The organism is Anoxynatronum sibiricum, assembly GCF_039414295.1.
Classification (GTDB): Bacteria; Bacillota; Clostridia; order Peptostreptococcales; family Tindalliaceae; genus Anoxynatronum; species Anoxynatronum sibiricum.
In genome coordinates this window covers 1-11491 of the sequence record NZ_JBCITM010000016.1, presented here as the reverse complement: position 1 = coordinate 11491, position 11491 = coordinate 1, and the positions used below count along the sequence as shown (strand labels likewise).

10 protein-coding genes, 1 pseudogene and 1 riboswitch are annotated in these 11491 nt (G+C 48.9%); of the genes and pseudogenes, 10 read left to right on the top strand and 1 reads right to left on the bottom strand.

Annotated features, from left to right (window positions below):
• Window positions 1–71 precede the first annotated feature (71 nt).
• The 7 genes and pseudogenes from AAIG11_RS13325 (at window position 72) to AAIG11_RS13300 (ending at window position 7028) form a co-directional block, all read left to right on the top strand.
• Window positions 72–806 carry a YczE/YyaS/YitT family protein gene (locus tag AAIG11_RS13325; protein WP_343186728.1) on the top strand — a complete coding sequence of 245 codons (735 nt, stop codon included), beginning with the start codon at window positions 72–74 and terminating at the stop codon, window positions 804–806.
• A gap of 82 nt (window positions 807–888) precedes the next feature.
• Complete coding sequence (locus AAIG11_RS13320; protein ID WP_343186727.1) at window positions 889–2115, top strand: M20 family metallopeptidase; 1227 nt, start codon at window positions 889–891, stop codon at window positions 2113–2115.
• 98 nt (window positions 2116–2213) lie between these two features.
• A complete protein-coding gene (locus AAIG11_RS13315) occupies window positions 2214–3686 on the top strand; it encodes an APC family permease (RefSeq protein WP_343186726.1) in 1473 nt (490 codons plus the stop codon).
• A 53-nt stretch (window positions 3687–3739) separates the two neighbouring features.
• The gene (locus AAIG11_RS13310; RefSeq protein ID WP_343186725.1) at window positions 3740–4381 is read left to right on the top strand and encodes a cyclase family protein; all 642 of its coding nucleotides are present in this window, start codon (window positions 3740–3742) and stop codon (window positions 4379–4381) included.
• Between the two features lie 308 nt (window positions 4382–4689).
• A pseudogene (locus tag AAIG11_RS18190) lies at window positions 4690–5547 on the top strand (methyl-accepting chemotaxis protein); the annotation flags it as partial.
• On the top strand, window positions 5530–6075 hold the full coding sequence (locus tag AAIG11_RS18185) for a CZB domain-containing protein (RefSeq protein WP_425499425.1): 546 nt from the start codon (window positions 5530–5532) through the stop codon (window positions 6073–6075). The pseudogene AAIG11_RS18190 and the gene AAIG11_RS18185, both read left to right, overlap by 18 nt.
• 152 nt (window positions 6076–6227) lie before the next feature.
• Window positions 6228–7028, top strand: a complete 801-nt coding sequence (locus tag AAIG11_RS13300) for a DUF4412 domain-containing protein (RefSeq protein WP_343186723.1) — start codon at window positions 6228–6230, stop codon at window positions 7026–7028.
• 118 nt (window positions 7029–7146) lie between these two features.
• On the opposite strand, the gene AAIG11_RS13295 is transcribed toward AAIG11_RS13300, so the two are convergent.
• Window positions 7147–8682, bottom strand: coding sequence for a stalk domain-containing protein (locus AAIG11_RS13295; RefSeq protein ID WP_343186722.1), 1536 nt, complete (start codon window positions 8680–8682; stop codon window positions 7147–7149).
• 153 nt (window positions 8683–8835) lie between these two features.
• Window positions 8836–8924, bottom strand: a riboswitch (cyclic di-GMP riboswitch).
• Window positions 8925–9228: 304 nt separating this feature from the next.
• Between AAIG11_RS13295 and AAIG11_RS13290 the strand changes: the two genes are divergently transcribed.
• From AAIG11_RS13290 to AAIG11_RS13280, 3 genes are all read left to right on the top strand, one after another.
• Window positions 9229–9453, top strand: a complete 225-nt coding sequence (locus tag AAIG11_RS13290) for a hypothetical protein (RefSeq protein WP_343186721.1) — start codon at window positions 9229–9231, stop codon at window positions 9451–9453.
• Window positions 9425–10540, top strand: coding sequence for an HNH endonuclease domain-containing protein (locus tag AAIG11_RS13285; RefSeq protein WP_343186720.1), 1116 nt, complete (start codon window positions 9425–9427; stop codon window positions 10538–10540). Before AAIG11_RS13290 ends, AAIG11_RS13285 begins: the two co-directional genes overlap by 29 nt.
• Window positions 10541–10625: 85 nt before the next feature.
• On the top strand, window positions 10626–11390 hold the full coding sequence (locus tag AAIG11_RS13280) for a DUF6997 domain-containing protein (protein WP_343186719.1): 765 nt from the start codon (window positions 10626–10628) through the stop codon (window positions 11388–11390).
• Window positions 11391–11491: the final 101 nt, after the last annotated feature.

Genomic DNA, 11491 nt, shown 5'->3' with positions numbered 1-11491 from the left:
AAATGATACAATGAAAAACAGGCGAAAGATACCAACGCATCTCTCACTTTACAGTAGAAAGGAACGAGTCTATGGCAGTTCAGGAAAAAACACCACCATTAGCCGCTGAAATGGCAGTACCTGTGGCCACTCCGGGGGTCCACCTCTGGGTGCGGCGCATCAGCATTTACGTGCTGGGCATGTTTCTGCTGGCCCTGGGAGTATCCTTCTCCATTAAATCCAGCCTGGGAGTTTCTCCCATGAACTCATTGCCCTATGTCATCAGCCGCATCATCAACGTGGATATGGGCATCATCACCACCCTGATTTTTTCCAGCTATGTGGTCATTCAAATCTTGCTGCTGCGCCGAAACTTCAGGCTGAAAAACCTGTTTCAGGTACTGGTGGCCAGCATGTTTGGCACCTTTGTCTCCTTTACCAACCGGCTGCTGGTGTTCCCCGCCCCTGAAAGCTATCTAGTGCAGCTGGCTCTGCTGGGTGTCAGCCTGATTCTCATTGGGCTGGGCATCCTGTTCTACCTGGTGGGTGATTTGGTGCCCCAGCCGCCGGAAGGCCTGGTAATGACCATTGCCACCAAAATTAACCGGCCCTTTTCCAGTGTTAAAGTTATTTTTGACTGTGTCATCGTTTCTGCTGCCTTAATGCTTTCATTCCTGTCAGGCAACGGCATGATGGGCGTTCGGGAAGGCACCCTTATAGCGGCCCTGGGCATCGGCCGGGTGATTGGTCTCTTTTCCAGGTGGTTCCGCCCCGCGCTAATGACATTTTGTCACGGAAAAAACGGCACAGCTCAGAACATCAAGTAGTATCAAATAGGATCAGGCAACAATAAACCATGCAGGCAAAAAATCAACAGTCAAAAAAACGACCGTCAAAAGGAGAACTCATATGGACCGCACATTACCCCTTGAAATGAATGACACAACAGCACCCCGGGAAACAAAGGCCCCCCGGCAGAAGGTGGCAGAACTGCTGAAGACATACCGTGATCAACTGGTGAGTCTCAGCCATACCATCCACGAAACACCAGAGCTGGCCTTCCAGGAACACCAGGCATCAGAAAGCGCCGCCCAGCTGCTGGAACAGGAAGGTTTTCAGGTCACCCGGGGAGTGGGAGGCATGGCAACGGCACTCAAGGCAGTGTACGACAGCGGAAAACCCGGCCCCACCCTGGCATTTCTGGCAGAATATGATGCTCTTCCTGAAATCGGCCATGCCTGCGGGCATAACCTCATTGCCGCCAGTGCCATAGGAGCAGCTCTGGTACTCAGCCGCCTGGTCCCTGAAACCGGTGGCAGGGTGGTGCTCATGGGAACCCCGGCAGAGGAGGGCGGCGGCGGCAAAATCCTGTTGCTGAAGGCTGGTGCCTTTGACGACATTGATTTTTCTCTCATGATGCACCCCTCCAACCAGTCAGTCATTGGTCGCGGCAGCACTGCCTGCTGTGAACTGGTGATGACCTTTGGCGGCCAAACGGCCCATTCATCCAAACCGGAACAGGGGATCAACGCCCTGCGTCCCCTTATTCAGGTGTTCAACGCCATCGACGATCGACAAGCCAAGTGGCCCTCAAAAGTGAAAGTCAACGGCATTATCACCGCCGGCGGCACGGCTTCCAATGTGATTGTCGACGATGCCTGCGGCAAGTTTCTCATTCGCGGCGAAACCCGGGAAGAAGTGGTGATGGTGATGGAAGAGTTGAACCAGGTGGCAGCAGAAGAAGCAGCCAAAATCGGGGCCACCTTCCATTCTGATCACGACGAACCTTACAGCGAACGGTACCCCAACATGGTGCTGGAAGAACGGTTCAAACTGCATCTGGCTGCTGAGGGAATCACCATGGCCTATGCCGACCCCCTTGAACCCACCGGCTCCTCCGATGTGGGCAACGTTTCCCGGGCCATGCCCACCATTCACCCCTATGTGGCCATTGTGGGAGCAGATGTGGCAGGTCACACCCGGGAGTTTGCCGCTGCCAGTGCCTCTCCCCGAGGCGACGATGCCATGTTGAAAAGTATCGCTGCCCTTACCCTCACAGGCTGGGAAGTTCTGGCAGTGCCCGAAATACGGGAAGCGGCCATGGATGAGTTTCAAAGCGTGGTAACTAAAAAATAGCCATGGATCATGACGCTGATCATGACACTAATTAGGGCATTCATCTTAAGACAGCTAACCGGAAGAGCTGAAAAGGAATCAATGGCGGGAGGATTCAGATGAATGAGCAGCGGTACAGTTTAAGCAAGGTACTCTCACGAACCGACGTGCTGGCATTGGCCTTTGGTACGATGATCGGCTGGGGTTGGGTGATGCTGGCCGGCTACTGGGTGGCAGAAGCAGGCATCGCAGGGGCTATTCTGGCATTTGTTCTGGGAACCACCATGTGTATTTTGGTGGGTCTTACCTATGCAGAGCTGACCCCCGCCTTGCCCCTGGCCGGCGGAGAGATGGTGTTCGCCTATCGGGGGCTGGGATACAAATGGGGGTGGGTGACTGCCTGGGCCATTTGCCTGGCTTATCTTGGCGTGGCCGCCTGGGAGGGAATAGCCATTTCAACAGCCATTAATTACCTGTACCCCCTGCCTGAAACAGGCTATCTGTGGACTGTGGCAGGGTACGATGTTCATCTGTCATGGGCCATCGTCGGCATTGTTTTTGCCATTGCCCTCCACTACCTCAACTATGTTGGCACGAAACCTTCCGCCATTTTTCAGATCATGGCCACCACCGGGCTCCTGCTGTCAGGCATCGCCTTCTTCTTTGGCAGCGTCTCCTTCGGCAACACAGCCTACATGGTGCCGGTATTCACCGGCGGCGCCGGCGTCATTTCTGTGCTCCTCATGGCCCCGGCCATGTTTGTCGGGTTTGATGTGATTCCCCAGTCAGCAGAAGAAATGAAAATTCCACTGAATCAGATAGCCGGCATTTTGGTCATCTCCATTGTGATGGCAGCGGGGTGGTACATCATCATGATTGTGGGCATCAGCATGGCAGCACCGCAGGCAGTGCGTGAAGCGGCTTCCGTTCCAGTGGCTGATGCCATGACCTATGCCTACGGCTCCCCCCTCTTTGGAAAAATGCTGATTTTGGGAGCCATGTGCGGTATTCTCTCCAGCTGGAACGGTTTTATCGTTGGCGGCACCCGGGTTCTCTTCGCCATGGGGCGGGCCAAAATGCTGCCTCAGATCTTCGGCAGCCTGCATCCCATCTACAAAACTCCCACTGCAGCCATCCTGTTATCCGGCGGCATCTGCTGCCTGGCGCCTTTTCTGGGGCGCAACGCCCTCGTCTGGTTTGTGAATGCCAGTGCCTTTGGAACGGTGGTGGCCTACTTTATGGTATCCATCTCCTTTATGATGATTCGAAAAAAAGAACCCAATCTTGAACGCCCCTTCTTGATCAAGAAAGGAAAACTCATGGGGATTCTCGCTGTGATCACCTCTGGCCTCTTTATCACCCTGTACCTACCCATCGGTCCTGGCTCCCTGGCCTGGCCCCATGAATGGATGATGATATTCGGTTGGGCACTCATCGGATTTGTGCTGGCTCTTTGGGCCAAGAGAAGCTACCCGGATGTTTCAGATCAAGACCGGGAGTACCTTATTTTTGGTGAAAAATACGCCCGAGCTTCCCTAAACCAAGAAGGAGCCGTTCTCCAGGCTGCTGAGAGAGAGGCTGTTTCGGGATAAACACAGCGATTATCACAGTGAACATCACTTCAACCAGCAAAGGAGTCAACGCCATGAAGGTCATCGATTTGTCCCATCTCATTGAAAAGGGCATGCCCATTTTTCCCGGAGACCCGGAACCATCCATAGAAAGCGCCTTCACCCACGAAAAAGACAGCTTTCATGTCAACCGGCTCCTGATGGGAAGCCACACCGGCACCCACATCGATGCTCCCTATCACATCGACCCTTTGGGTGACCCTATTGACACCATTCCCATTCACCGCTTTGTAGGCATGGGTGTCAAAGTGAGTTTAACTGGCTTAAAGCCAGAAACACCCATCACCACAGCCATGATGTCACCGGCCCTTGAACAGCTACATCCCGGCGATTTTCTCATCATCCACACCGGGTGGGACCAATATTTTCATCATCACGATCACTACCAGCAGCACCCCTACCTCACACCGGAGGCGGCACAAGGAATAGTGGAGAAACAGATTTCACTAATTGCCATCGACGCCCTGAATGTGGATCCCACGTTGAAAGAAATATATCCTGCCCATGAAGTTTTCATGAAAAACGACTGCCTGATTGTTGAAAACCTTTGTGGGTTGGATCAGGTAAAGGCAACCCGCGGCCTGTACGCATTCCTGCCGCTCAAGCTGAAAGGTGCCGACGGGTCGCCCCTGCGAGCTGTGTTCCTGCAACCCTGATTCCCTTGATCGCTCCCATGGCTCCCTTTCTGGGGGTTTTTTTTATGGCTTTGCTTTTCTATCCACTATTCTTTATCACCTATCCACTGAAAACCCGCCCGAGGCGGTTTTGCTCTGTCATCAAATGGCAATTAAGAGTTAGGCCTACCAAAATAATGCTTGCCAATGAGAATAAATCAAGTTAAAATAGAGTCAATAAATAGTTAGGATAAACTAACGCTTCAATAATAAGGTTCCAAAAAATGACATGATAGATCAGATCATACTGGTCGCATAAGGCTTTAATAGTTCAAAGGGAGGTGCCGAATATGTTTTTTAAAGAGAAGAAATCTGCAGCAACAACAGGCGTATCGCCAAAAGCATCATCCACAAAAGCAATGGAAGAGGCCTTGAAGGCTGCCACAAGTGGGCAGTGCGTCAAAATTAATCCGGAAGACTGTGGTTCAAAAGAATTGGCAGATCTCTGGAACACGTTTATGGATACCATTTCAAAAGAGCGTCAGGCAGCGGTATTGCAGGTGAACAACCTGGTGCAGGAAGTTACCCGCATGGATTCAGTGCGGGAAATGATTCAGAGCGTCACCCAGCAAACCGATTCCCTCCATACCATGTTGGCCAACAGCGAAGAGCTGGGCGCCTCCATTGAAGAAGTCGCCAACATATCAAGCGAAGTTTCCGACCAGACCAGTGCCACCAATGCCAAGGTTCAGGAGAGTGTTGCTCAAATGAACCAGTCCATGGAATTTGTCACCCAGTCTTTTGAAGAGGTGAAACGCATTGATGGCGAAATACAGCAGGTAAAACTGAAAACACAGGATATTGATCAAATCATAGATATTGTGAAGGGCATTGCCGAGCAAACCAACCTGCTGGCGCTGAATGCCGCCATCGAAGCCGCCCGGGCGGGAGAACAGGGGCGGGGCTTTGCTGTGGTGGCCGATGAAGTGCGCAAACTGGCCGAGCACACCAAAGACTCAGTGGGAAAAGTTCAAATGAGCATTTCCGAGCTACAACATCACATCGATGACACCTCCAAAAGCATGACCCTCACTGCCTCCAAGCTGGACAGCGGCAAGCAGATCGTTGAAGAAGCCGTTAGATCCATCAGTGACATCAGCGATTCAGTCACTTTGGTGAACGATCATACCATGCAGGTGGCAGCCAACATGCAAGAGCAGTCTGCCGTCACAGAAACCCTTAATGAAAATATGTCCCAGATTTCTCAGGCATCCGATTTTCTGGCAGGCACCTGTGATCACACCGGACGAGCCATTTTCAATGCCAGCAAAAAAATGGACGCCTTGCGCCTTGCTCTGCTGCATCACAGCAGCTGCCTCACCGACACCGAACTCATCGAAATCTATAAAACAGACCACCTGCTGTGGCGCTGGCGGGTATACAACATGCTCTTGGGTTACGAACAGGTAGACGAAAAAATGATCGGCAATTACCATGACTGTCGCTTGGGTAAATGGTATTACAGCGTGGGTGATGAGACGCTGAAAAAGCATCCTGCCTTTAAGGGCATGGAATCACCCCACATGCATCTTCACCAGGTGGCTAAAAAAGCCTCCGATGCTTACAAGGCGGGCGACACCAAAGAAGCAGAGAGCTGCCTGTTCAAAATGGATGAATACTCCAAGGAAGTCTTCCGTTGCCTTGATGAAATGCGCGGTGCTTTTCATAAAAAATAACAGCTAAAACAATTAATCCACACGAACCATCAAAAGCCCTCCGGGGCTTTTTTGCTGTCTGCAGATTCGGGTCCAAATCCCCTGATTTAACCGGGGCTGAAACGGGAATAGGCACAATAAGCAGCAAATACAAAAGAAAGAAGATGAGGATGATGAAAAGAAAGCACATCAACCACCGGCACCCCCTATGGATGGCCACCTTTCTACTTGCAATGATGCTATTGCTGACAGCCTGCGGCGGCGGTTCTGCACCGGCCGAAACCGGCGAAGCAGAGGCACCCCCTGCCCAGGTCTCAGAAACAGAACCCTCCCAAGAGCCTGAAACCGATCCAGAGACCCCCGTCTCCTCCGGCGAAACCATGAACGAAAGCCAAATTGCTGCCCTCTTCAGCGGCGGCAGGGAAATGAGCGAAGTCTCCTACGAAATGAACATCAGCGGCCCCACCATGGATACCATGAAAACCCGCATCTGGCTGAAAGGCGAGCGGATGCGCAGTGAAAGTGAAGCCATGGGCGTTAACTTCATCATGATCTACGACACTGAAGCAGTTTACACCCTTGATCCCCAGGAGAAAACTGCCATGAAAATGCCCGTTGACATGGGAATGGATGGCACCATGGAGCCCATCACGGCAGAGGACCTGACAGAAGACGTAGACACCGAAACCATGGAATACCTGGGAACAGAAATGGTCAACGGCATCCAATGCCATGTGGTGCAAACCACCGACAGTGAGAGTGGCGTTCAGATGAAAATGTGGCTGCATACCGATTACGGATTCCCCATGAAGATGGAAGGTCAGGGGAACAATCCTGAAGACCAGTTTTTGATGGAGGTCACCAACTTCCAAACCGGTGGCATCTCCAACGATCTTTTCGTCGTTCCCTCCGATTATGAAATCATGGACTTCAGCGAAATGTTCCAGGGGCTGCCTGCCATACCCGGTTCCTGAACAAGCCGGTCAATTCAATCGTTGCAATCAAAGAGCTGCGCCTGATGACATTGTCACTGGGCACAGCTCTTATTTATTCAGTCACAGTTCTAACTGAAACAGTTTACCGAAAAAGGCGCTAAGGTGCAGGGTAAACGATGATAACCTCCTGACCCACAGGCTCCCAGTCAACACTGCTGCCAAGATTCTCAGCAACAAAGCGAAGCGGCAGCATGGTTCTGCCGGGAGGAATAATCACCGGCGTCACCTGGGCATTGTTGGCATCAATCTGTTGCATCACACCGTTTACCCGGGCACTGTTCCGGTTAATCCACAGATCAATGGTGGTTTCACCGAACTCAATGGTCACCCGCTGATCGCCGGCATCCCAGCCCACCGTGGCACCCAGGGCCTCTGCCACATAACGAATGGGTAATAGTGTTCTGCCGCCGCTGATAATGGGGGACGTATCCATGGTTCTCAGCGAATCGTTGACAAAGTAATCAGACTGGTTTATGAAGAATCGAATCACAACGCCGTCACCCGATGGTGTCGAAGGTGTTGAAGGCGGCAGGGCAGGCGATTCTGGCGGCGTTTCCGGTTCAACAGGCACTTCCGGCTCCTCTAAGACCTCGGGAACCTCCAGTCCTTCCAGTTCTTCCTCTTCAAGATCAGCATCCTGCTCAATGATACCGCCGGTTTCATTGCTGTAAGCAGAAAAACCATTGGCATTTCGCGCCCTTACCCGGTAAAGGTACAGCGTGTCTACGGCGACATTTTCGTCCACAAAAACGGTGACGTTGGCGCCCACTTCACCAATTTCACTAAAGGCACCGCCATTGGCCTGCCTTTCAATGTGAAAGGCCTGTTCATTGCCGGCATTATCTGTCCAGCTCAGTGAAAAAGCCGGACCATCAATGGCCGTTGCCATCAAATCAGTGGGAGCAGCAGGCGCGTTGGCCGGCGGTGGTGCCAGCCCCAAGGCCTGGGTAGTAGCAGCTGCTTCATTGGAATAGCCAGAGTTCCCCATGCCATTATACGCCCTGACCCGGTACGTGTAGTTGGTCATGGCGCTCAGGCCGGTATCTGCAAACTGAGTGGTGTTGGCATCCAGCACAGCAATTTCATTAAAACCGCCAGCCTGATTGGTCACTCTTCGTTCCACTTTGTAGCCAGTCTCATTGCCTGCATTGTCTTTCCAGGTGAGACTGATGGAAGAAGCTGAAACAGCGCTTGCCGACAAATCAGTGGGAGCCGGTGGCACCAAAATCAGGTTTAAATCCTGGGGATCCAACGCCTTGAATATAGTAAAGTTGGCGCTGTTACTGGTGTACCAGGTATCATTGTTGGGCGACCATCGCACCCGAATTCTTCCCTGGTTTGTCACCTGGTCGGGCACTGTCCAGTTGTAGCTGGTTCCTAAAACCGAGGTGATGTAAGTCCAGTTGGCGCCGCCATTGGCAGAAAAATAGATTTGCGTGTTTCCCCCGGCAGCAGATTTTTGCCAGGTAATGGTGTGGTTACCCCCTACCTGAAAGCTCTCGCCGCCTGTTGGTGAAGTTAGATTGACATAAGACAGCGGTGCCAGCTGCAGATCATTGGCGGTGACACTGCCGCTCACTGACATAAGCACCAGCAGCAAAATCGTGATGAATCCGATCATACGTCTTTTCAATAGTTCTCCTCCTTACTCAAATCCACAGTTGCCTCTCAGCTTGTTATTGCCACAAACACGCCCCTTTCCCATTTCAAACCAATTAGTTCTGATTCCTTTTTGTCTCCCGCTGCAGAAAAAGCCGTCAAACGCAAAAAAGCCCAGCATTCCTCTCGGGGCAGCTGGACAATCATTGCATCTGATGATACGGCAGACTCCAAACTTTGCGTCCCAATCTTTCGATTGGTTTGCCCAAAGGTACTGGCTCACTCATCCTTACAAAATACCGACGTTCACATTGAGCGGGAGAAAGCGTCACAGGGTGCAATCATGCATATGTATTTGAGTGTGATAATCATTCTCGATATGTGATAATTTTACCCAAATCTGCTGCTTTAAACCGCATCGGCAAGTCAATTGATGAAAAAAGTTCAGAAAAAACAAAAAAAGAGAGAAAAATGCCTTCACAGGTCGAATAGCTATTATATAATGGAAGAAATGAATTAATCACGAGCATCAGAGCAGAGAGAAGATCACCTGAACGCCAATGACGGGAGTGACCACCGGATGACACCAGCCGCCACCTCTACGGGAACGCTGAACAGCCTGGCAGAAGACCTTTTCATGGAGCTCTTCTGTGACACCTTTGGTCCCGAAAAATCCCAGCACATTTACATCCAGTATCCCTTCACCGACATCTACGGAAATAGTCGGTTGATTTGGGTTGATTTATTGACTGACACTTTATTAGGAGGGCGAAACAATGGAAATACTTCCACTGCAATCCTTTGAAGCCATTAAACTGGTGCAGATGCTTGCAGATAAGAGTATGACAAATAGCTACAAAATATTTTGGCTCAGAGGGATAATTGATTCTGCGATAGAAGGAAAAACAGTAGTTAACATCGAAGATAATGTGATCAAGATGATCAGTGAAGCATGGTATCCAGTAACACAGTATAAGTTATCATTGGGGAAATTAGATAAAATAGAGGAGATCATTGGTGAAGTTTTAAAGAGGGATCCCGGGGCAGCTATCAGAAATAAAGATGATTTAGCTGATACGATCAAATCTTTTGGAGCAGCAGACTTTAGATCGAAAATTAACCGTTTAGCAAGATATGTTACTTTCAGACTTTTAACTCCATTTTATGCCGAACAACTTCGTGGGTTGTCTGATCATGATAAAAACAGAAAAATCCAAGAACTTAGTCAAGGAGACCAAGACGCACTATACAGAATTAGTAGTAAGGGTACAAGTCTGTATATTAATGATCGATGGGCAACGTTTATTCAGAAAAACCGCCAAGTAATTAGCGGCTGGTCTGATCACGTTCTCATAAACTATTTGCAACGAAGAAATCCGAATGTGCCAGCGATACCTTTAAAGATCTTTCCACCAATGAAGCGTGATCTATCAAAAGCTAAACGATTTTGGGGGCTTGTTCAAGAGAATGTTGAACTAATGGATATCTATACCAAGAGACCAATGACTTCACAACACACTCTAGAACTTGGCGAAATTAGTATTGATCATTTTGTACCCTGGAGCTTTGTGCAACATGACCTGGTTTGGAATTTGATTCCAACATTCAAGCGAATTAACAGTATGAAAAGTAATCATGTCCCAAATCTGAATAAGTATTTGGATGATTTCTGCATTGTTCAGTATAAGGCAGTTAACTGCATGATTAATACTGGGATGCATAAATATTTGGAGGATTACTACACTGTTGATCAAAAAATGGTTGAAATGTTAACAAGAAGAAGTAATTTTGAGAAGAAAGATTTTATTGCTGCTCTTAAGCGGACGATTGAACCGCAAGTTCAAATTGCCACTAACCAAGGTTTCTTAGAATGGGAGTATATTGATGATTAATGATTTAAACTCTGAAACACTGGATATAAATTAAAGCAAATCCATTGTCTTGAATCAATGAAATAATTGAGGAGTGCAACAAAATATGTGGTCACATGCGCTAATTCACTTAACTGATTGCAATGTTGGAACTTATGGGCCAGAATCATTCCAAGATTACTTGTTGCGAAATAAGCTGGGAAGAAAACCGACTGCGCCCTCAATTTCAATCGACTGCTATGAGAAACTGCCTAAGCAATTAAGAGACAATGATACAATGGTTCTCCGATTGGGAGCATCTAATCATGGTACGGGTACACAGTTTATCTTAGCGAAGGTAAAAGATCGCTTGAAAGATTTTTTTCTCGTAAACGATGAAGTTTTTAGGATGAGTCAACCCGACATCTTTCATCCTAAAAAAAATCTCAACTCATTGAAAGGTTACAAAATTATGCCTGTTTTATCAGAAACATCACTGGTCAATTTAGCGCTTACCAGTGGTTTGTTGAGCGAAGCATTAAGCTTTGATGTGAAGATGGTTCCTGGGGCTCCAACTACTGGAAAATCGACGTTTTCTTTTAAATTTAAAGTCCACTCGTTAATCAAACAAGTATTTGAACACCGCAATGGGCAGGTTGAGATTGACGCTCTGTTTGTAGAAAAAAGAAAGGGAAGAGATACACTCTTTATTATTGAAGCAAAAAGTGGGGCAACCATAAGATCGTTGTCTAAACATAAGTTAGTCTACCCCATTCTTTCGGTTGCATCACATGTTTCGCCACATGTGGACATTGTGCCCATATATATGCAGGTGTTTAAAGAAAGAGATGAGTATTTTTATAATATACTCAACTTTCCCACCAGTTTTTGACAGATAATCCGTCCGAAATCGGCTGAAAGTTATGTACTTGCAAATAACCTACATCTTAGCGTATCGGGAACTGCATTTAAGAATACATTCATAATCTGATC

Bases quoted from the DNA above. Each gene is read 5' to 3' on its own strand.
- AAIG11_RS13325 (WP_343186728.1), top strand. From the start codon at position 72: ATGGCAGTTCAGGAAAAAACACCACCATTAGCCGCTGAAATGGCAGTA.
- AAIG11_RS13320 (WP_343186727.1), top strand. From the start codon at position 889: ATGGACCGCACATTACCCCTTGAAATGAATGACACAACAGCACCCCGG.
- AAIG11_RS13315 (WP_343186726.1), top strand. From the start codon at position 2,214: ATGAATGAGCAGCGGTACAGTTTAAGCAAGGTACTCTCACGAACCGAC.
- AAIG11_RS13310 (WP_343186725.1), top strand. From the start codon at position 3,740: ATGAAGGTCATCGATTTGTCCCATCTCATTGAAAAGGGCATGCCCATT.
- AAIG11_RS18185 (WP_425499425.1), top strand. From the start codon at position 5,530: ATGCAGGTGGCAGCCAACATGCAAGAGCAGTCTGCCGTCACAGAAACC.
- AAIG11_RS13300 (WP_343186723.1), top strand. From the start codon at position 6,228: ATGAAAAGAAAGCACATCAACCACCGGCACCCCCTATGGATGGCCACC.
- AAIG11_RS13290 (WP_343186721.1), top strand. From the start codon at position 9,229: ATGACACCAGCCGCCACCTCTACGGGAACGCTGAACAGCCTGGCAGAA.
- AAIG11_RS13285 (WP_343186720.1), top strand. From the start codon at position 9,425: ATGGAAATACTTCCACTGCAATCCTTTGAAGCCATTAAACTGGTGCAG.
- AAIG11_RS13280 (WP_343186719.1), top strand. From the start codon at position 10,626: ATGTGGTCACATGCGCTAATTCACTTAACTGATTGCAATGTTGGAACT.